The 20,079-nt window shown below is 67.5% G+C and carries 18 protein-coding genes; 10 read left to right on the plus strand and 8 right to left on the minus strand.

Translation table 11 applies throughout. From position 1 onward, the window contains the following. Window positions 1–51 precede the first annotated feature (51 nt). From ACZ50J_RS04535 to soxR, 6 genes are all read right to left on the minus strand, one after another. On the minus strand, window positions 52–1,230 hold the full coding sequence (locus ACZ50J_RS04535) for an ABC transporter ATP-binding protein (RefSeq protein WP_464300083.1): 1,179 nt from the start codon (window positions 1,228–1,230) through the stop codon (window positions 52–54). Beyond that, window positions 1,227–2,246, minus strand: coding sequence for an ABC transporter ATP-binding protein (locus tag ACZ50J_RS04540; protein WP_464300084.1), 1,020 nt, complete (start codon window positions 2,244–2,246; stop codon window positions 1,227–1,229). Before ACZ50J_RS04540 ends, ACZ50J_RS04535 begins: the two co-directional genes overlap by 4 nt. Before the next feature lie 5 nt (window positions 2,247–2,251). Then, on the minus strand, window positions 2,252–3,211 hold the full coding sequence (locus tag ACZ50J_RS04545) for an ABC transporter permease (protein ID WP_464301311.1): 960 nt from the start codon (window positions 3,209–3,211) through the stop codon (window positions 2,252–2,254). Window positions 3,212–3,225: 14 nt separating this feature from the next. Next, on the minus strand, window positions 3,226–4,236 hold the full coding sequence (locus ACZ50J_RS04550; protein ID WP_464300085.1) for an ABC transporter permease: 1,011 nt from the start codon (window positions 4,234–4,236) through the stop codon (window positions 3,226–3,228). An 84-nt stretch (window positions 4,237–4,320) separates the two neighbouring features. Next, window positions 4,321–5,991: an ABC transporter substrate-binding protein gene (locus ACZ50J_RS04555; protein WP_464300086.1), complete on the minus strand. Its 1,671-nt coding sequence runs from the start codon at window positions 5,989–5,991 to the stop codon at window positions 4,321–4,323. 126 nt (window positions 5,992–6,117) lie between these two features. Then, on the minus strand, window positions 6,118–6,591 hold the full coding sequence (gene soxR, locus ACZ50J_RS04560; RefSeq protein WP_464300087.1) for a redox-sensitive transcriptional activator SoxR: 474 nt from the start codon (window positions 6,589–6,591) through the stop codon (window positions 6,118–6,120). A gap of 87 nt (window positions 6,592–6,678) precedes the next feature. Between soxR and ACZ50J_RS04565 the strand changes: the two genes are divergently transcribed. From ACZ50J_RS04565 to ACZ50J_RS04595, 7 genes are all read left to right on the plus strand, one after another. Next, complete coding sequence (locus ACZ50J_RS04565; protein WP_464300088.1) at window positions 6,679–7,389, plus strand: SDR family NAD(P)-dependent oxidoreductase; 711 nt, start codon at window positions 6,679–6,681, stop codon at window positions 7,387–7,389. 67 nt (window positions 7,390–7,456) lie between these two features. Next, window positions 7,457–8,512: an S-adenosylmethionine:tRNA ribosyltransferase-isomerase gene (locus ACZ50J_RS04570; protein WP_464300089.1), complete on the plus strand. Its 1,056-nt coding sequence runs from the start codon at window positions 7,457–7,459 to the stop codon at window positions 8,510–8,512. 211 nt (window positions 8,513–8,723) lie between these two features. Further along, window positions 8,724–10,625 (plus strand): translational GTPase TypA, encoded by a 1,902-nt coding sequence (gene typA, locus ACZ50J_RS04575; RefSeq protein ID WP_464300090.1) that lies wholly within the window; start codon window positions 8,724–8,726, stop codon window positions 10,623–10,625. A gap of 2 nt (window positions 10,626–10,627) precedes the next feature. Continuing rightward, window positions 10,628–11,494: an N-acetyl-1-D-myo-inositol-2-amino-2-deoxy-alpha-D-glucopyranoside deacetylase gene (mshB, locus tag ACZ50J_RS04580; RefSeq protein ID WP_464300091.1), complete on the plus strand. Its 867-nt coding sequence runs from the start codon at window positions 10,628–10,630 to the stop codon at window positions 11,492–11,494. Beyond that, window positions 11,491–12,006, plus strand: coding sequence for a flavin reductase family protein (locus ACZ50J_RS04585; RefSeq protein ID WP_464300092.1), 516 nt, complete (start codon window positions 11,491–11,493; stop codon window positions 12,004–12,006). The genes mshB and ACZ50J_RS04585 overlap by 4 nt, the downstream gene beginning before the upstream one ends. Window positions 12,007–12,044: 38 nt before the next feature. Further along, window positions 12,045–13,730 (plus strand): VanW family protein, encoded by a 1,686-nt coding sequence (locus ACZ50J_RS04590; protein WP_464300093.1) that lies wholly within the window; start codon window positions 12,045–12,047, stop codon window positions 13,728–13,730. Between the two features lie 168 nt (window positions 13,731–13,898). Continuing rightward, a complete protein-coding gene (locus tag ACZ50J_RS04595; protein ID WP_464300094.1) occupies window positions 13,899–14,858 on the plus strand; it encodes a hypothetical protein in 960 nt (319 codons plus the stop codon). 54 nt (window positions 14,859–14,912) lie between these two features. Here the strand turns inward: ACZ50J_RS04595 and ACZ50J_RS04600 are convergent, their stop codons facing one another. After that, entirely contained in the window at window positions 14,913–16,040 is a 1,128-nt protein-coding gene (locus tag ACZ50J_RS04600; RefSeq protein WP_464300095.1) for a GNAT family N-acetyltransferase, read from the minus strand. Between the two features lie 95 nt (window positions 16,041–16,135). Here ACZ50J_RS04600 and fdxA point away from each other — a divergent pair, with 95 nt between their 5' ends. From fdxA to ACZ50J_RS04615, 3 genes are all read left to right on the plus strand, one after another. After that, window positions 16,136–16,462, plus strand: coding sequence for a ferredoxin (gene fdxA, locus ACZ50J_RS04605; RefSeq protein WP_325548767.1), 327 nt, complete (start codon window positions 16,136–16,138; stop codon window positions 16,460–16,462). Between the two features lie 38 nt (window positions 16,463–16,500). Next, entirely contained in the window at window positions 16,501–17,607 is a 1,107-nt protein-coding gene (gene dapC, locus ACZ50J_RS04610; protein WP_464300096.1) for a succinyldiaminopimelate transaminase, read from the plus strand. 101 nt (window positions 17,608–17,708) lie between these two features. Beyond that, window positions 17,709–18,998, plus strand: a complete 1,290-nt coding sequence (locus ACZ50J_RS04615) for a citrate synthase (protein ID WP_464300097.1) — start codon at window positions 17,709–17,711, stop codon at window positions 18,996–18,998. 113 nt (window positions 18,999–19,111) lie between these two features. Here ACZ50J_RS04615 and ACZ50J_RS04620 read toward each other — a convergent pair whose 3' ends face one another. Beyond that, window positions 19,112–20,044, minus strand: coding sequence for an esterase/lipase family protein (locus ACZ50J_RS04620; protein WP_464300098.1), 933 nt, complete (start codon window positions 20,042–20,044; stop codon window positions 19,112–19,114). Window positions 20,045–20,079: the final 35 nt, after the last annotated feature.

Below are 20,079 nucleotides of genomic sequence, written 5' to 3' on the forward strand. Positions count from 1 at the left end.
AGCCGCCGAGCCGGCCCACGGGGGGACCGGATCGGCGGCTCTTGCGCGTGCTCAGGGAGTCGAGAAGGGGATGTGCGGACTCTCGTCACCCGGCTGCACGTCCCGGTCAACCCTGACCTCGGTGTTGGCACTGGGATCGGTCGCCGTCGCAGTCACCTCGTGCCGTTCGATCTCGCCGGCTTGGATCTGCTCCGCGTAGTGGCAGGCGACCCGGTGCGTTGCAGGAACACCGTCGATCTGTACGACGCGCAACTGCGGGCGTTCGGTGTCGCACCGCTCCTCCTGCCGCCACGGGCACCGGGTGTGGAAACGGCAGCCGCTCGGCGGGCTGGCGGGGGAGGGCAGGTCGCCCGCCAGGATGATCTGCTCCCGGCGGTCCTCCACCAGCGGGTCCGGGATCGGCACCGCCGACATCAGCGCCCGCGTGTAGGGGTGCAACGGCTCGGCATACAGCCCGTCGGCGTCGGCCTCCTCGACCAGCGAACCGAGGTACATCACGCCGACCCGGTCGCTGATGTGCCGGACCACGGCCAGGTCGTGCGCGATCACCAGGTAGGTCAGGCCGAACTGCTCCTGGACGTCCTCGAGCAGGTTGATCACCTGAGCCTGCACCGACACGTCGAGAGCGCTGACCGGCTCGTCGGCGACGATCAACTGCGGGTCGACCGACAGGGCACGTGCGATGCCGATCCGCTGGCGCTGACCACCGGAGAACTCGTGCGGGTACTTGCGCAATGCAGCGGCGGGCAGTCCCACCGCCGCGAGCAGTTCACGCAGCCGCGCACCGGCGGCCTCTTTGTCCTTGGTCAGTCCGTGTGCGTGCATGCCCTCGAGCAGCAGCGACTCGACGGTCTGTCGCGGGTCGAGGCTGGACAGCGGGTCCTGGAAGACCATCTGCATGTCACGCCGCTTGGTGCGCAACTCCTCACCCTTGAGCGTCGACAGGTCGGTGCCGCCGAACGTCACCGTGCCGTTCGTCGGCTCCTCGAGACGCAGCAGCGCGCGCCCGAATGTCGATTTGCCGCAACCGGATTCACCGACGAGGCCATAGGTCTCACCCTTGTGGATCTGCAGTGTCATACCGTCGACGGCGTAGACGTGACCGACGGTCTTGTCGAAGATGACGCCGCGCTTGATCGGGAAGTGGACCTCAACATCCTGCGCGTCCAGCAGCACCTCGCGCTCGGCGGGCGAGTCCTTCTTGTCCAGCAGGGATGCCCTCTCGTTCATGCTCCCTCTCCCGTCGGCCAGGGGTTGTGACACCGCAGCGTGTGGTCCTCGATCGACACGTCGTCCTGTTTGAGCGCGGGCGTCTCGGCCCGGCATACCTCGATCGCACGTGAGCAGCGCGGTGCGAAGGCACATCCGGAGGTCCACGGGATGTTGTCCGCGACGGACCCCGGTATGGCGGCCAGCTTCTCGCTCCGGGAACCGTCCAACCGTGGGATCGATCCGAGCAGACCGTTGGTGTAGGGGTGCCGCGGGGTGGCGAATATCTCGTGCCGAGAAGCGGTTTCGACGATCCGGCCGCCATACAGGACGTTGACCTCGTCGCAGAGCCCGGCGACGACACCCAGATCGTGCGTGATCATGATCAGCGCGGTCCCGGAGTCGATGACGAGTTCCTTGAGCAGGTTGAGGATCTGCGCCTGGATGGTCACGTCGAGCGCCGTGGTCGGTTCGTCGGCGATGAGCAGCCGCGGCTTGCAGGCCAGCGCCATGGCGATCAGCGCGCGCTGGCGCATGCCGCCGGAGAGCTGGTGCGGGTATTCCTTGAGCCGCCGGTTGGGGTCGGGGATGCCGACCTTGTCCAGCAGGTCGCGGGATTCCGCCAGGGCCGCGGACTTGTTCATCCCGCGATGCCGCTGCAGCACCTCCGCCACCTGGATGCCGATCGAGACGACCGGGTTCAGGGAGGACAGCGGATCCTGGAAGATCATCGCGATGTCCCGGCCACGCCGGTCGCGCATCTCGCGGTCGTCCAGGGTCAGCAGATCGGTGCCGTCATACGTCGCCGACCCGGCGACCTTGTTGCCGCGCTTGGGCAGCAGGCCCATGATCGCCAGCGATGTCACGGACTTGCCGCAACCGGACTCGCCCACCAGACCGACGGTCTGGCCCGGGCGGACGTCGAAGGACACCCCGTCGACGGCGCGGAACGGCCGCTGGCCCTTCGTGCCGAATTCGACGGTCAGGTCGCGCACCGACAGCAGTGTGTCGGTCTTCGTGGGTGCCGGAGCAGTCATCTCCGTCACCTCCTGTTCCGAGGATCGAGGGCTTCGCGCAGGGACTCGCCCATCAGGGTGAACCCGAAGGCCACCACGACGATGCAGCCGGCCGGCCAGAAGGCCACGTGCGGGGAGATGTCGAAGAGGGTCTGCGCCTTGCCGAGCATCTGGCCCCACTCGGGGGAGGAGTCGTCCGGGTTGCCCAGGCCGAGGAAGCTCAGTGCGGCCGCTTCGATGATGGCCGTGGCCAGCACCAGCGTCGCCTGGACAAGCACCGGTCCGAGCGAGTTGGGCAGCATGTGCCGGAAGGTGATCGACGACCGTTTGACGCCGAGCGCCCGCGCCGCGAGCACATGGTCGCTGCCACGCTGCGTCAGCATCGAACCGCGCAACAACCGGGCGAAGATCGGCACCTGGACGATCGCGATCGCGATGATCAGGGTCCACTGGGACGGCCTGCCGAACAGCGTTGCGACGGCCAGCGCGAGCACCAGCGACGGCAACGAGAGCATCACGTCCACGATGCGCATGACGACCGAGTCCACCCAGCCGCCGAACGATCCGGCGATGGTGCCGAGCACCAGGCCGCCGGCCAGGCCGGCCAAGGTGGCCAGCACGCCGACGACCAGGGTCTGGCGGGACCCGAGGATCAGCCGGGACAGGAAGTCTCGTCCCTGGTCGTCGCCACCGAGCGGGAACCCGCTCTGCGACGACGGGATCGGGGTCGACGGGGTGACTTGGCTGATCAGGTACTTCGTGGTGCCGTTGTGCGGCGCGATCAGCGGCGCGAAGATCGCGAGCAGGATGAAGAGAACCGTGATCGTCGCGCCGATCAGGAAGACCGGGTTGCGGCGCAGCCGCAGCCACGCGCTGCCGATCAGGCTCAGCCCGCCGGACTCGCTGACATGACCCGCATCGGGTATGTCGGTGGCGTCGCCGGCGCTCGCGGCGAGCGCGTCGATGCGGTCCTTCTTGCGTTGCATGGGACTCATCGGGGTCACCTCGTCCGGATCCGGGGGTCGATGACGGCATACGCGATGTCGACGAGCAGGTTGACCAGCACGTAACCGATGGCCGCCATGGTGATCATCACTTGCAGCACCGCATAGTCGCGCTGGCTGAACGCCTGGGCGAGGGCATCACCGAGGCCGGGATAGGCGAACACCGTTTCGGTGAGCACGGCTCCGGTGAGCAGGCCACCGACCTGGAGGCCGATCGTGGTGACCACCGGCAGCAGCGCGTTGCGCAGCACGTGCCGACCCCGGATGGTCCGGTTCGCGAGGCCCTTGGACTCGGCGGTCCGCACGTAGTCCTCGTTGAGCACGTCGAGCACGGATGCCCGGGTGATCCGGAAGATGACGGCGAACGGAATGGACGCCAACGCGATGGCGGGCAGGATCAGGTGCTTGATGGCGTCCCACGAGGCGTCGAACTCGCGGGTCAGCAGGCCGTCGAGCACGTAGAAATTGGTGATGCGGGTGGCGTCCAGGTCGGGACTCTGTCGGCCGGCGACCGGCAGCCAGTGCAGTTCGATGGCGAAGACGTACTTCAGCACGAACGCCAGGAAGAACACCGGGACGGCCACACCGACGAGTGACACGACCACCGAGCCGGTGTCGAGCAGGCCGCCGTGTCGCTTGGCGGCGAAGTAGCCGAGGGGTATGGCGGTGACCAGCGCGAGGATGATCGCGAAGATCGACAGCTCCACCGTTGCCGGCAGCCGCTGCAGGAAGAGGTCCATCGCGTCCGTCCCGGCCTGCACCTGGGTGGAGGTGCCGAAGTTGCCGTGCAGGACGTTGTCGAGGAAGTGCCAGTACTGCACGGGCAGTGGCTGATCGAGGCCGAGGGTCTTGCTCAATGCGGCACGCGTGGCGGGTGTCGCCCGCTCACCGAGGATCGAGTCGACCGGGCCACCGGGCAGGGATCGCAACCAGGCGAAGAGCAGGACCGAGACGATGAACATGACCAGTACGGCCTGTAACAGTCGTCGGATGATGAATCTGAGCACGGGGGTGGCTCCTACGAAGAGTTGACGTGCACCGGTGGCCGGTGCCGAGGTCTGACCACGGCACCGGCCACCGGGTGACGACTGCTACTTGCTGACCTTGGCGGTCCACAGGTGCTCGTCGGTCAGCGGGCTCGGAGTGACCCCGGTGACCTTCTTGGCGAACACGATCGCCGGCGGCGAGCTGGAGATCGGCAGGCCCGGGAGGTAGTCCTCCATGACCTTCTTGTTCAGTTCCTCGTATGCCGCGGCGCGCTTGCTCTCGTCGACGATCGAGTCGTCGTCCGCGAGTGCCTTGTGGAACTCGTTGCCCCACGGGTAGGCACCGACCGTCATCTGGCCCTTCGGGTCGGAGAAGAAGTTGCCCAGGTAGTTGTCGGCGGTGTCGTAGTCACCGGTCCAACCCATCAGGTAGGCGCCCGCGTTGCCGTTCTGGGTGCCCGTCACATAACCGCCGGCCCACGGCAGCGGCTTCGGCGTGACCTTCACGCCGACGGCGGCCCAGTCCGACTTGATCGCGTTGAAGATCTTGTCCGGTGCCGGCATGTAGGGCCGGGTGACCTCGGTCGGGTACCAGAAGGTGATCTTCAGGTTGGTCTTGCCGGCCGCCTTGAGCAGCGACTTGGCCTTCGCCGGGTCGTACTTGTACGGCTTCAGGGATTTGTTGTAGCCGGCGACCGTCTTGGGGATGAACTGCGTGGCGACGCTCGCGCCGGCCGGCAGCTGCGACTTGACCAGCTGGTCGCGGTTGATGGCGTAGTAGAGCGCCTGGCGGACCCGGATGTCCTTCAGGTCGGGGTCGACCTTGGCGTTGAGGCCGAGGTAGAGGATGTTGAACGCCGGTCGGATCTCGAGGTTGTCGTCCTTCTTCAGCGACGGCCAGTCGACCGGGTTCGGCAGGTCGTAGCCGTCGATCTGACCGGAGGCGAGCGCCTGCTTGCGCGCCGTCTCGTCGGGGATGATCGAGAAGACGATCTTCTTGACCGTCGCCTTGTCGTCGCCGGAGTAGGCGTCGTTGCGGACCAGCGTGACCGTCTTGTTCGTCTTGTCGTACGACTGGAACTTCATCGGGCCGGTGCCGACCGGGTGCGAGTTCGCGTAGTCGGAGTAGACGAAGCCCTGACCCTGAGCCGTGATGTTGTTGGCCTTGTACTTGTCCATGGCGGTCGGCGACTGCATCGAGAACGACGGCAGGCCGAGCAGTGCCGGGAACTTCGACGTCGGCCGGGCGATCTTGATGACGACCGTGGAGGCGTCCTGGGCGGTGCAGCCCTGGTAGAGCTCGTCCTTGGTGCCGTTGTAGCCGCCCATGTTGGCCAGCCAGTACTCCGAAGCGGTCTGGCCCGCCTTGTTCTGGCCGTCCATGCGCTTGAAGTTCTTGCAGACGGCGTCGGCGTTGAACGGCGTGCCGTCGGTGAACTTCACGCCCGTCTTCAGCTTGAACGTCCAGGTCTTGCCGTCGGCGGACGGCTTCCAGCTGGTGGCCAGGCGCGGGGCGACCTCGGCGGTGCCCGGCTTGAAGCCGACCAGGCCTTCGAAGATCTGGCGGCTGACGCGGAAGGTCTCGCCGTCGCTGGCATAGAACGGATCGAACGTCGCGGGGGCGCCTGCGGCGCCGAAGTTCAGGGTGGCGTTGCTGTTGCTCGCGCCGTTGCCGGACTTCTTGGAGTCATCGCGCTTGGAGCTGGCGCACGAGCTGAGCGCCAGGGTGGACGCGGCCAACAGCGCGACGGCGGCTGTGGTCTTGGTGACGGCCATGGTGATGGACCTTCCGGGGGTAGAAAAGGGTCCCGTGAACGGTACTCAAGAGCCCGGCGTCATACCGGGTTTCGGCCACACCGACATCATCTCGATATATGGGACTCCAATCTGACCTGCGTCGCGTCAGGCCGGCTTGTGTGGTCTGCGCAGGAGGGGAGGGAGGAATGCGGCACCAGGTGCACCGGCGCCGTCGGCCGCCCGGTCCGCCGGGTTGGAGATCGCGCAGCGGCGCAGTGACAGGCAGCCGCAGCCGATGCAGGAGTCGAGACCGTCGCGCAGCTTCTCCAGCGCAGCGATCTGCTCGTCGAGGCGTCCTCGCCAGTGGGTGGTGATGCGTTGCCAGTCGGCCTTGGTGGGGGTGCGGCCGTCGGGCAGCCGGTCGAGTTCGTCGCGGATCTCCTCCAGCGTCAGGCCGACGTTGGCGGCCGCCCGGATGAACGCCAACCGGCGCAGCACGCTGCGTTCGAATCGGCGCTGCCCGCCGGAGTTGCGGTGGGCATGGATCAGGCCCTGGGTCTCGTAGTAGCGGAGCGCGGAGGCCGCGAAGCCGCTGCGTGTGGCGACGGCGCCGACCGGAAGCAGGTCGTGGGTGTCCATGAGAACCTTTTCGGATCGAGGTATTGACTTCAAGTTAACTTCAACTTGAAGGATGGCATCAATCAACCTGATCAACAAGGAGATTCGATGTCCGACACGAAAGTCGCACTGGTAACCGGGGGCTCCTCCGGGCTGGGTCGCGAACTGGTCCGGGCGCTGGCCGGCGACGGCTGGCGAGTGATCACCGATGCCCGCAACGGAGACGCTCTGACGCGGGAGACACGCGGCATGCCCGGCGTCGAGGCGATCCCGGGGGATGTCACCGATGCCGATCACAAGGACGCGTTGGTCGCGGCAGTGCGCCGTCACGGGCGGCTCGACCTGCTGGTGCACAACGCGAGCACCCTCGGCCCGACCCCGTTGCCAGCACTCGCCACCGTCACGGTCGCGGACCTGAAGGACGTATGGCGCACCAACATCGGCGCGCCCCTGGTCCTCACCGGCGCGCTGTTGCCCGACCTTCTCGCCGCTGATGGAGTCCTCGTGTCCATCTCCTCGGACGCGGCCGTCGAGCACTACGAGGGCTGGGGCCTGTATGGCGCCTCGAAGGCCGGGCTCGACCACGTGACGCTCACCTACGCTGCGGAGAACCCGGGACTGCACGCCTACGCCGTCGATCCGGGCGACATGCGCACTCCCATGCACCAGGCGGCGTTCCCGGGGGAGGACATCTCGGATCGTCCTGAACCGGCCTCCGTCATACCCCGCCTGCGGCAGTTGTGGGAGCAGCGGCCGCCGTCCGGGCGCTACAAGGCGGCCGATCTGGCGATTCTCGAGACGGCAGGGGCAGAGTCATGAGCGAGCGCAGCGAGCGGCCAAACGAGCTCAGGGCGAATGCCGACACCCGAGGAACGAGGGGATCGGAATGAGCCTCCTCGCGGTCACGCCGCGCACCATGTTCGACGCACCTGACGACCGCACCGCGCCGTCCCCGGCCGAACGCCGGGGTCTCGAGCGGGACCAGGTCCGGCTGCTCGTGGCCTCGCGCGACGGCATCGAGCACACGCGGTTCCGGTCACTGCCGGACCACCTGAACGCCGGTGACCTGGTCGTCGTCAACAACTCGGCCACCATCGCCGGCCAGGTGGACGCCCGGCGCAGTGACGGCAGTCCTGTCGTCCTGCACGCGGCGACCCCGCTGGACGACGGGACGTGGGTGGTGGAACTCCGATCCGCGCCGGACGCCGCCCGCGCGATCCTCGATGCCCGCGTGGGGGATCACCTCGAGGTCGGCTCGCTGGTGCTACGACTGGCTGCGGCATACCCCTTCGTGTCGTCACCCACCGGCTCCGGCAACCGGCTCTGGCAGGCCGAGGTCGACGGCGACCTGGCCGAGCACCTGTGGCACCACGGGCGGCCGATCAGCTACGGCTACCTCGACCGCGCGTACCCGCTCGCCGACTACCAGACGGCCTTCGCGACCGTGCCCGGGAGCGCCGAAATGCCCTCCGCGGCAAGGCCGTTCACGCCCGAGGTCGTCACTCGACTGGTGGCGGCCGGCGTTGGGGTCGCCCCCATCACGCTGCACACGGGTGTGTCGTCGCAGGAAGCGGGCGAGGGCCCCCAGATGGAACGTTTCGAGGTCCCCGAGAACACTGCCCGCCAGGTCAATGCCACGCGTCGGGCCGGCGGTCGGATCGTGGCCGTCGGCACCACGGTGACCCGGGCCTTGGAGTCCGCGGTGACCTCCGAGGGACTCGTCGTCGGCGCAGCCGGATGGACCGATCGGGTCATCACCCGGGACGAACCGCCGCGGGTCGTGGACGGGCTCATCACCGGCTGGCACGACCCGCACGCGTCGCATCTGCTGCTGGTCGAGGCAGTGGCGGGCGAGCGGCTCACCCAGGCGGCATACGACGCGGCCGTGCACGAGGGCTACCACTGGCACGAGTTCGGGGACGCAGCCTTGCTGCTTCCCTGATTCGTTCCTCATCAGACAAGCTGCCCTGTGTCCTTGGCTCGGCCTGCGGCCTCGCTGCTTCCCTGACCGTGCACGGCTCGGGGGTGTGGTCAATAGCAGGTGAAAACCCTGAGACACTGGTAGGGATCCGATACACGTCGTCAGAAAGGACGAAGCCTGTCGGTGCCCGACGCCGAATCCGGCCGAACGGTGCAGCAGCTTTGACAACTCCATGCCCATGAAGTCACGCAGCGACGTCCGCAACGTCGCCATCGTTGCCCACGTCGACCACGGCAAGACCACGCTCGTCGACAAGATGCTCTGGCAGACGGGCGCCTTCAGCGAACGCTCGACCGTCGAGTCCACCGGCGAACGCGTCATGGACAGCGGGGACCTGGAGCGCGAGAAGGGCATCACGATCCTGGCCAAGAACACGGCCATCTCGTATGACGGACCCTCCGCGAACGGCGAATCGGTCACCATCAACATCATCGACACCCCCGGCCACGCCGACTTCGGTGGTGAGGTCGAGCGCGGCCTGTCGATGGTGGACGGCGTCGTGCTGCTGGTGGACGCCAGTGAGGGCCCGCTGCCGCAGACCCGTTTCGTGCTGCGCAAGGCGCTCGCGGCGAAGATGCCGGTCATCCTGTGCATCAACAAGGTCGACCGCCCCGACTCCCGGATCGAAGCGGTGGAGGAGGAGACCTACGAGCTGTTCATGGACCTGCTCGAGGACGCCGACGCCGACGCCGACCAGCTCGACTTCCCGGTCGTCTACGCCTCCGCGAAGGCGGGCGTCGCATCCACCACCCGCCCGGCCGACGGCGGACTGCCCGAGGGCAGCGACCTCGAGCCGCTCTTCAAGACGATCCTGGAGACCGTCCCGGCGCCGTCGTATGACGACGAGGCGCCGCTGCAGGCACACGTCACCAACCTCGACTCCAGCAACTTCCTGGGTCGCCTCGCGCTGCTGCGCGTGCACAACGGCGAGATCCGCAAGGGTCAGCAGGTCGCGTGGTGCCGTCACGACGGGTCGCAGCAGACGGTGAAGATCACCGAGCTGCTGATGACCAGCGGTCTGGACCGCGAGCCGGCCGAGACCGCCGGACCCGGCGACATCATCGCGGTCGCGGGCATCCCGGAGATCACCATCGGTGAGACGCTCGCCGACCCCGAGAACCCGATCCCGTTGCCGCTCATCACCGTCGACGAGCCGGCCATCTCGATGACCATCGGCACCAACACCTCGCCGCTGGTCGGCAAGGTGCGCGGTTCCAAGGTCACCGCGCGCATGGTCAAGGACCGCCTCGACCGCGAGCTGATCGGCAACGTGTCGCTGCGCGTGCTCCCGACCGAGCGCCCGGACGCGTGGGAGGTGCAGGGCCGTGGCGAGCTGGCGCTCGCGATCCTCGTCGAGCAGATGCGCCGCGAGGGCTACGAGCTGACCGTCGGCAAGCCGCAGGTCGTCACCAAGGAGGTCGACGGCAAGCTGCACGAGCCGGTCGAGCACCTGACGATCGACACGCCGGAGGAATACCTCGGCACGATCACCCAGATCATGGCCGCCCGCAAGGCCCGTATGGAGCAGATGACCAACCACGGAACCGGTTGGGTCCGTATGGAATTCGTCGTTCCGTCGCGTGGCCTCATCGGCTTCCGCACCGAGTTCCTCACCGAGACCCGTGGCACCGGCATCGCCAACCACGTCTTCTCCGGCTACGAGCCGTGGCACGGCACGATCACGACACGCCTGTCCGGCTCGCTGGTGTCCGACCGCTCGGGCGCGGTCACGTCATACGCGATGGTCAACCTGCAGGAGCGCGGTGTGCTCTTCGTCGAGCCGACCACCGAGGTCTACGAGGGCATGATCGTCGGCGAGAACTCCCGGGCCGACGACATGGACGTCAACATCACCAAGGAGAAGAAGCTCACGAACGTTCGCGCGTCCAGCGCGGACAACTTCGAGAAGATCTTCCCGCCGCGCAAGCTGTCGCTCGAGCAGAGCCTGGAGTTCTGCCGCGAGGACGAATGTGTCGAGGTGACACCGGAATCCGTCCGTATCCGCAAGGTGGTCCTGAACGCCGGTGAGCGTGCGCGCGCTGCGTCGCGGGCACGGAGCGCTGCGAAGCAGTAGTCATGCGGCTGGTCTTCGTTCACGCCCACCCCGACGACGAGTCGTTGTGGACCGGGCTCGCGATCGCGCACCACGCGGCGCGCGGCGATGACGTGCACGTGCTCACCTGCACCCTCGGCGAGGAGGGCGAGGTCATTCCTCCGGAGCTGCAGCACCTACAGCTGCCGGCCGACCTGCCCCGCGCCGCGGACGTGCCGGATCCACTTGCCGATCTTCGCCGGGACGAATTGCACTCTGCTGTCAAGGAACTCGGAGTCAGCGACGTCACCGTCCTGGCGGACGGCCGCTTCCGCGACTCCGGTATGGCGGGCACGCCGTCCGCGGCGCACCCGCGCGCGTTCACGGGGGCGGACCTGGCGGCGACCGGCGAGGCCGTTGCGTCATACCTGCGGGACGTGCGGCCGGACGTCGTCGTCACGTATGACGCACACGGTGGCTACGGCCACCCGGACCACATCCGCACGCACGAGGCGACGAAGGCCGCGGTCGCGAGCGTGCCGGAGCCGCCTGCGTTCTACACAGTCGTCACGCCGCGCAGTTGGGCGATCGAGGACCGCGAGTGGCTCGCCGAACACGCGACGCTGCCCGAGGTGATCGTCCCCGCCGCGGACGAGGCATTCCTGCCCAGCGTGGTCGACGATGCGGCGGTCACCCACACGGTCGTCGACGATGCGGCACTCGAGCGTCAGGTCGCCGCGTTGCAGCGACACCGCACGCAGGTCACCGTCCATGACGGCTACTACACGCTGTCCAACGACGTCGCGACCCGGCTCGCCGCCCGCGAGGCGTTCCAGCGCCTCGACCCGGCGACCGGGCAGGTGCTGCCCGTGGTCACCGGCGGACTCCGGCATACCGGATTGACGCGATGAGCGAGCAGGTGAACCCTCGGCCGGAGGAGGTCGACCCGGACGCCTATCGGCAGGTCATGGGCCGGTTCGCCACGGGCGTCTCGATCGTCACGACGCGCGTCGGTGACATCGACCACGCGATGACCGCGAACGCGATCATGTCCGTGTCGCTGGACCCGGTGCTGATGGTGATCAGTGTGGAGCGGGAGGCGCGCTTCCATGACGCGGTCATCGAGGCGGGTGCTTGGGGCGTGAGCCTGCTGCCCGAGTCCGAGCGCGCCACTGCCGCCTGGTTGTCGACCCGCGGACGTCCGCTGCACGGTCAGCTCGAGCGGGTGAAGTTCCACCGCGGTGAGCACACCGGTATGGCGCTGCTCGACGACGCTCTCGGCACGCTCGAATGTCACACCTACGACACAGTGCGGGCAGGTGACCACACTCTCGTCATCGGCGACGTACGCTCTGTCTCGATCGCAGACAGGCCAGGGGATGCCCTGATCTACTACCGGGGCGCATTTGGAGTACAACGTTGAGCACAGGTGCATCGGATGGGGGCCGCGAGAGCGGTGATGTGCGGCACAGCCGCCTGCGCAAGGGACTGCTGATCGGCGCGCCGACGGCCGTGGTCGTCCTCGCCGGCGCGTATGTCGGCCTCGCAGCGTGGCAGTCCGGGAAGATCCAGGGCGGGACCACCGTCGCCGGCCAATCGGTCGGCGGCATGAGCCGGTCGGACGCCAAGGCGGAGATCGAGGCAACAGCCGCCAAGCAGGTCAAGGCACCGATCGTCATCACCTCCGGCGGCAAGAAGCTGACCCTGCAACCGGCCTCCTCGGGCTTGTCGATCGACACGGACGGCACCATCGACGGGCTGAGTGGCTTCTCACTCAACCCGTCCACCGTCTGGCACCGGCTGACCGGTGACGGTCCGCACCGGAGCGTCACCCCGCGCGTGGACCACAAGAAGCTGCAGCACGCGGTCGACACCGTGTCCCAGACCCTCGAGGGCGCCCCGAAGAACGGTTCGGTGAAGTTCGTCGACGGCAAGGTCGTCACCACCAAGTCGACCCCGGGCAAGGGTGTCGATGCGAAGGCGATCGCCACGAAGATCGCCGCGGGCTGGCCGAAGACCAAGCAGTACACCGCCACCACGTCCGCGCAGCCGGCATCGCTGACCGACGCCGAAGTGGCGCGCTACGTCAAGGAATTCGCCGATCCGGCGATGTCGGACCCGGTGACCGTGCAGGTCGGAAGCAAGAAGGCCACGCTCCAGCCGTCGGACATCTCCGGCGTCCTGACCACCACCTTCGACGGCACCCACCTGAAGCCGAAGGTCGACGAGTCCGCGCTGGCCGACCTGCTGGACAAGCAGGCCGCCGACCTGACCACCCCCGCGGTCAACGCCAAGCTCCGCTACAAGGGTGGCAAGAGCAGCGTCATACCCGCCAAGAACGGCACCGCACCGCAGACCAAGGGCGCCGGCAAGCTGCTGATCGCCGCCCTGACAGCGTCGGACCGGACGATGTCGCTGCCGACCAAGCCGGTGCAGCCGACGGTCACCGCCGCGCAGCTGAAGAAGACCAAGGTCGGGGACCAGAAGATCTCGGAGTTCGTCTCGGTCTTCCCGACGGGGGCGGAGAACGCTGCGCGCACCGAGAACATTCGGGTCGGCCTGTCCAAGCTCAACGGTCTGGTCGTGCAACCCGGTGAGACGTTCTCGCTGCTCAACGTGCTGCGTCCGTTCGACGCTGCCCACGGCTACGTGGACGCGCCGATCCTGGTGGACGGCATCGACGTCCCCGGCAAGGGCGGCGGCATCTCACAGGTGTCGACCACGCTCTACAACGCGACGTTCTTCGCCGGCGTCAAGCTCGTGGAGCACACCGCGCACGCCTACTGGATCCCGCGGTACCCGATGGGCCGGGAAGCCACCATGCTCGACCCCTCCATCGACAACAAGTGGACCAACGACACGGGTCACCCGATCCGGATCCAGGCCGGCATCGAGGGGAACGCCTCCGTCATACGGCTGTATGGCGTGAAGACGTTCTCCGTCTCCACCAGCACGAGCGGCAAGTTCGACATCGAGAAGCCCGGCCCGGCCAGGCACCTGGACGGTGCCAAGTGCATCCCGCAGGAGCCCGAGGACGGCTTCAAGGTCACCGTCACCCGCGTGGTGAAGAACCTCTCCGACGAGGTCGTCAAGAACGAGAGCGTCACGACGCACTACATCCCCGCCGTGCGCGTCACCTGCAACTGACCCACCCACCCCCGCTCTTTGCCGAATGACGGCTTCTTCGGCGAGTGACGGTCCTATCTCGCCGTCATTCGGCGAGGAAGCCGTCACTCGCCGGTGCGTTGGTATGACGTGCCGGGCCGCTGTGGATAACTTCTGAGGCCGCCGGCACCGTCGTGCCACGATGCGGCGATGTCAGAGGTGAAGCTGGATCCGGAAGAGATCTTTTCGGCTGGGCTTCTCCTGCGCACGGGTACCGACCCGACCCGTGAGATCTGTGGGTCGTCGCCGCGACTGACGCGGGTGCGCATGGGTGAATATGTTCAGGCGTGCCGGTGGGCCGAGCTCTCGCCGGATGAGCGGCACCGCGCGTTGGTGCTGGCGACCGTCCGACGCATGCGCGGTGCGGACCAGATCGTGTCGCACCTGTCGGCGGCCGCGGTGTGGGAGATGCCGATCGTCGGCGCATGGCCCGACCGGGTACACGTCACCATGGATGCGCTCTCGGCGGGTTCGAGCGCGCTCATCAGCCGACATCGCATCAGCCGTATGCCGGACGGCGTCGAGCGTCACGGCATGGTTGTGACCTCACCGGCTCGAACGGTGGTCGACATCGCGAGGACGTGCGCCCTCGCGAGTGCGTTGACTGCGGCTGACTGGACGGTCCGAAACGGGCTGTGCACGCTGGCCGAGCTGGATCGCGAGGTCGAGGCGATCGAGCCCGGCCGGCGTGGTCGGACCGGTGCCCAGGCGGTGCAGTTGTTGGTGGATCCGCGCTCACAGTCACCCGGTGAATCCCTGAGCAGGGCGCGGATGTACGAGCTCGGTTTCGCGCAACCGTCGCTGCAGGTCCTGCTGGAGGACAGCCGGGGCGAGTTCGGCGCAGCGGATTTCGGCTGGCCGGGGGTGATCGGGGAGTTCGACGGCGAGCGGAAGTACCGAGCCACAGGCGATGCCGGCGACCTGGCGAGCGAAGACGTGGTGATCAAGGAGAAGAAACGGGAGGACCGGATACGCCGGACTGACCTCCGGGTGGCCCGATGGTGCTGGGTTGATGCGCTGCCATCGCCGGCGGCCGGCATGGTTGCGGCGCTGCAGGCAGTCGGGTTGTCTCCGCAGGGGTCACCCTGGTCGCCATACCCTCGCGACTGACGGCTTCGTCAGCGAGTGACGGTCCTATCTCGCCGTCATTCGGCGAGAAAGCCGTCACTCGGCATGGGGTGTCGCGTAGTGGTACTCGTGGTGGACGCGCCAGCCGAGGGAGCGGTAGAGCGCGACGGCTGCGTCATTGTCGAGGGCAACTTGCAAGTATTGCATCGGAATTCGGCGCTGCACTGCGGTCTGCTCGGCGTGGTGCATGAGCGCGCGAGCGATGCCACGACCACGAACTGCAGGATCCGTGTGGACGTCGAAGACGCCGGACCAGCCGTCGGCGAGCGCCAGCCTCAGGTGCCCGACCGGGCGGCCGTCGAGGTATGCCGTCAGGTATGCCGCCGGCCGAGCCCGCTGCAGAATCCGCTCCACGGTGTCGCGGTGCTCGAGCACTCGCGGGGATCCCGTGTGCCACCAGTCGTCCGTCGGATCGTCCGACACCTCGACGCGTACGCCCTGCCGAGTGACGGCTTCCTCGGCCACTGACGGTGAGATCGGACCGTCACTCGGCGAAGAAGCCGTCATTCGGCAGGGGAGGGTCATGACGGACGTGCGCAGGAAGAAGCGCCAATCCCGTTGCGCCAGAACAGATCCCAACGGTGACGCGGCGGGGTCGGCATCGGTCGCGTGCGGCAACTGCACGAGCGCGGGCTGATGACGCTCGGAATACCAGGTGATGACCTGGTCAACGGCCGTCTCGAGTGGAACGCCCGGATCGCCAACCGGCAGAGCGGAATTCGCTCGACCGGTGTAGCCGTTCGCGGCCCGCAGCAGCCAGTCGCCGATGCGCGCCGACTCCAGGGGCGGCATGCCGCCGACCATGATGCGCTGCAGTTCGTCCCGAGTGACGGCTTCCTCGGCGACCGACGGCGATATCGGACCGTCACTCGCCGAGGAAGCCGTCACTGGGGATGGGGTGGGCCGCCGGGGTGCCCGACGCGGCGGGGGCGGCGGGACGTGTTTGGCCAGCACGATGCTCGAGCGCAGGACCGTCGCCGGGCCGTTGCGCGTCTCGATCACGACCTCGTCGTCGGTCACCGAGAGCACCTCGCCGAGGGTGTCCGTGAGGGTCGGGCCGCCCGGTGTCACGTCACCCGGCGCCAGTCGGGAGCGCAGTACGACGCGCCTGCCGACGGCCAGGAGTTCAGTGAGGTGAGACTGACTGACCGACTCGGAAGGCACGTCGGCATAATAGGTGTCGGATATTGACCCGGATATTGACCCGTCGGTCGTCGACATACGGCCGCGCATGCTTCGCAGCAGGAGGACCTCACCGTATGACCTACGTCATTGCACAGCCGTGCGTCGACCTCAAGGACAAGGCCTGCATCGAGGAATGCCCGGTCGACTGCATCTACGAAGGCAAGCGCAGCCTCTACATCCAGCCCGACGAATGCGTCGACTGCGGTGCCTGTGAGCCGGTCTGCCCGGTCGAGGCCATCTACTACGAGGACGACACCCCGGAGCAGTGGGCCGACTACTACAAGGCCAACGTCGAGTTCTTCGACGAGATCGGCAGCCCGGGCGGTGCCGCGAAGATGGGCGTCATCGACTACGACCACCCGCTGATCGCCGCGCTGCCGCCGCAGGAACACGACGAGTGACGAGCGCGTTCCATCGCGCTTGCCCGGACTGAACTCCCATGCCCGTCGCTGACCTGCCCGATTTCCCCTGGGACTCCCTGGCGGGCGCCAAGGCGAAGGCCGCCGCCCACCCGGACGGTGTCGTCGACCTCTCGGTCGGCACGCCCGTGGATCCGACCCCGAAGGTGCTGCAGGACGCGCTGATCGCGGCCGCTGATGCGCCGGGATACCCGCAGGTCTGGGGGACATCTGACCTGCGTGAAGCAGTTGCCGGCTGGTTCGCCCGCCGGCGCAACGCCACCGATGTCGATCCGGACTCGGTGATGCCGGCGATCGGCACCAAGGAGCTCGTCGCCTGGCTGCCGACGCTGCTGGGTCTCGGCGCCGGCGACACCGTCGGGATCCCCGAGCTGGCCTACCCGACGTATGACGTGGGCGCTCGCATCGCGGGCGCGACTCCGGTGGCCGCAGCCAGCCTTCTGCAGTTCGGCCCGAAAGCACCGAAACTGTTGTGGCTCAACACTCCTGCCAATCCGCACGGGCAGGTGTTGCCGGTCGACCACCTGAAGAAGGTCGTCGACTGGGCGCGCAGCCGAGGTGTCATCGTCGCCAGCGACGAGTGCTACGCCGAGCTCGACTGGCGGGACGATCCGGACGGCCTCACGACCCCCAGCATCCTCGACGATCGAGTGTGTGGTGGAAGTCACGAAGGCCTGCTGTCGGTCTATTCGCTGTCGAAACAGAGCAATCTCGCCGGCTACCGCGCCGGATTCGTCGCTGGTGACACCTCGCTCGTCCAGCAACTCGTCCAGGTGCGCAAGCACGCCGGGATGATCGTGCCGTGGCCGGTGCAGCGCGTCATACACGCAGCCGTGCAGGACGACGAGCACGTGGCCGCGCAGAAGAAGATCTACGCCGCCCGCCGTGAAGAGCTGAAAACCGCTCTCCTGCAGGCGAATTGGCAGATCGACCACTCGGTCGCCGGGCTCTACCTGTGGGCGACGCAGGGGAAACCGTGCCACGAGAGCATCGACGAGCTCGCCGGCCGGGGCATCCTCGCCGCACCCGGCGACTTCTACGGCGCGGCCGGCGCGCAGCACGTGCGCATCGCCCTCACCGCGACCGATGAGCGAATTTCCGCTGCCGCAAAGAGACTGACTTCTTGACACGGGGTCGCAGATGGTGTTGGCCAGACCCTGAGGTACCGTCGATTTCGCTGACTTTCCCGGCAGTGTTGCCGGTTGACGCATAAGGACGGAAAGCAAATATGACTGACCAGGCACCTGCCACATTCCAGGCGGGGGACAAGACCCTCGAGTTCGGGGTCGTCCCCGCAACCGAGGGCAATGACGGTTACGACATCTCGAAGCTGCTGGGTGAGACCGGCAACGTCACCCTCGACGTCGGCTTCGTCAACACCGCCTCCTGCAAGTCGGCGATCACCTACATCGACGGTGGCGCCGGCATCCTGCGCTACCGCGGATACCCGATCGAGCAGCTGGCGGAGAAGTCGACCTTCATCGAGGTCTCCTACCTGCTCATCTACGGTGAGCTGCCGACGCCGACGCAGCTGGACGAGTTCACCGAGCGCATCCGTCGCCACACGATGCTGCACGAGGACCTGAAGGACCTGCTGGCCGCGTTCCCGCGCGACGCGCACCCGATGTCGGTGCTCTCCGCGGCCGTGTCCGCACTCGGCACCTTCTACCAGGACTCGCTGTCGATCACCGACCGCGACCAGATCGAGCTGTCCACCGTGCGGCTGCTCGCCAAGCTGCCGACGATCGCGGCATACGCGCACAAGAAGAGCCAGGGCCAGCCGACGCTCTACCCGGACAACAAGCTGAGCCTCGTCGAGAACTTCCTGCGTATGACGTTCGGCTTCCCGTCCGAGGACTACGACATCGACCCGGTCGTCGCCAAGGCGCTGGACCAGCTGTTCATCCTGCACGCCGACCACGAGCAGAACTGCTCGACCTCCACCGTGCGCCTGGTGGGCTCCGGCCACGCCAACCTGTTCGGCTCGATCTCGGCCGGCATCCACGCGCTGTCCGGCCCGCTGCACGGCGGCGCCAACGCGGCTGTGCTGGAGATGCTGGACAGCATCGACAACGAGTTCGGCGGCGACGTCGACAAGTTCGTCGAGAAGGTCAAGAACAAGGAGACCGGTGTGAAGCTCATGGGCTTCGGACACCGCGTCTACAAGAACTACGACCCGCGCGCCGCGATCGTCAAGAAGTCGGCCGACGAGATCCTCAAGAAGATGGGCGTCAACGACCCGCAGCTCGAGATGGCGATGCGCCTGGAGGAGATCGCGCTCAAGGACGACTACTTCGTCTCGCGCAAGCTCTACCCGAACGTCGACTTCTACACCGGCCTCATCTACAAGGCCATGGGCTTCCCGACCGAGATGTTCACCGTGCTCTTCGCCATCGGTCGTCTGCCGGGCTGGATCGCCCAGTGGCGCGAGATGATGGAGGACCCGGCCACCAAGATCGGCCGTCCTCGCCAGATCTACACCGGCGAGGGTGCTCGCGACTACCCGGCCAAGGCCTGACGCTCGCGCGGCATACGGAACGCCCGGCACCTTTCGGTGCCGGGCGTTCCGTATGTCGGGAGGTCACCTCGAGACGCCCGCTCGTTCCTCACGGGCTCCTCGGCGACCTCGAGTTACAGGGCCGGGCCGTAGCCGGTGCAGGACGGCCGGAAGTCGGCCGGCCCGCCACCGAGCGCATTCATGGTCAGCTGCAGCGTCGGGCTGTCCAGGAAGAGACCGACGTGACCGGTCGGGTCGTTCGGGCACAGGTTCTGCAGCACGATGTTCTGTGCACCGGGCAGGGACTGGGTGGCGTACGGCGTCACCACCTCGTCGTGTGTGCTCTGGATCGTCACGTACTTCGGCCCCTGCGGCAGCGGGATGCCCGCCGTCTGCTTGTTGTATGCCGAGCCGACCTCCTGATCGCGCAGGCCGGGGGCACCGAACGCAGCGAGCCCGACGTTGAAGATGCCGAGCGCGCCGAGCGCCTGGCCTGCGGTCACGATGCCGGACAGGGTCGTGCCGTTCGAGCTCTGTCCCCAGCCGACATACGTGCCGACCTTGTTGCCGCCGCCATGCAGCTTCAGGTAGTTGACGCCGATGGAGCCGCCCTGGCTGTGCCCGACGATGTCGACCTTCTGCGCTCCGGTGGACGTGAGCACCTTGTCGATGAACGCCGAAACCTGGTTGCCCGAGGCGGTTTCGGTGTCGAGACCGCCGATGCGGCCGCCCGCCGACAACCACGTCATGCCGAAGTTCGTCCCGTAGACGCAGTAGCCGGCGTTCTTCAGCATCGGCGCGAGCGCGACGAAGTTCGCTCCGATGTTGGCGAACGTGCCCGGCAGCAGGACGACGGGATCGGGATGGGCCGCGCTCGGTGTGCAACTCCAGTCGTTGACGCCGGGCGAGGAGTCCGGGTGGAACGCGTAACCCGCGGCCGCGTCGGCGAGGCCACCGACGGGCAGCGTCGAGTCGGCGCGGGCGGCCGGAGCCGCCGCGGTCGCGAACAGGATCGCCGCGGTGCCGGCGCACGCCAGCGACAACGAGGTGGAGCGAGTGAGACGCATGTGGTGCCTCCATGGGAGTGAGGTAGGTCACACCA

This window comes from Flexivirga sp. G2, from assembly GCF_055397625.1.

Bases quoted from the DNA above. Each gene is read 5' to 3' on its own strand.
- ACZ50J_RS04540 (WP_464300084.1), bottom strand. From the start codon at position 2,246: ATGACTGCTCCGGCACCCACGAAGACCGACACACTGCTGTCGGTGCGC.
- ACZ50J_RS04535 (WP_464300083.1), bottom strand. From the start codon at position 1,230: ATGAACGAGAGGGCATCCCTGCTGGACAAGAAGGACTCGCCCGCCGAG.
- typA (WP_464300090.1), top strand. From the start codon at position 8,724: ATGCCCATGAAGTCACGCAGCGACGTCCGCAACGTCGCCATCGTTGCC.
- dapC (WP_464300096.1), top strand. From the start codon at position 16,501: ATGCCCGTCGCTGACCTGCCCGATTTCCCCTGGGACTCCCTGGCGGGC.
- ACZ50J_RS04615 (WP_464300097.1), top strand. From the start codon at position 17,709: ATGACTGACCAGGCACCTGCCACATTCCAGGCGGGGGACAAGACCCTC.
- ACZ50J_RS04620 (WP_464300098.1), bottom strand. From the start codon at position 20,044: ATGCGTCTCACTCGCTCCACCTCGTTGTCGCTGGCGTGCGCCGGCACC.
- ACZ50J_RS04565 (WP_464300088.1), top strand. From the start codon at position 6,679: ATGTCCGACACGAAAGTCGCACTGGTAACCGGGGGCTCCTCCGGGCTG.
- ACZ50J_RS04555 (WP_464300086.1), bottom strand. From the start codon at position 5,991: ATGGCCGTCACCAAGACCACAGCCGCCGTCGCGCTGTTGGCCGCGTCC.
- mshB (WP_464300091.1), top strand. From the start codon at position 10,628: ATGCGGCTGGTCTTCGTTCACGCCCACCCCGACGACGAGTCGTTGTGG.
- ACZ50J_RS04545 (WP_464301311.1), bottom strand. From the start codon at position 3,211: ATGCAACGCAAGAAGGACCGCATCGACGCGCTCGCCGCGAGCGCCGGC.
- ACZ50J_RS04585 (WP_464300092.1), top strand. From the start codon at position 11,491: ATGAGCGAGCAGGTGAACCCTCGGCCGGAGGAGGTCGACCCGGACGCC.
- fdxA (WP_325548767.1), top strand. From the start codon at position 16,136: ATGACCTACGTCATTGCACAGCCGTGCGTCGACCTCAAGGACAAGGCC.
- soxR (WP_464300087.1), bottom strand. From the start codon at position 6,591: ATGGACACCCACGACCTGCTTCCGGTCGGCGCCGTCGCCACACGCAGC.
- ACZ50J_RS04570 (WP_464300089.1), top strand. From the start codon at position 7,457: ATGAGCCTCCTCGCGGTCACGCCGCGCACCATGTTCGACGCACCTGAC.
- ACZ50J_RS04595 (WP_464300094.1), top strand. From the start codon at position 13,899: ATGTCAGAGGTGAAGCTGGATCCGGAAGAGATCTTTTCGGCTGGGCTT.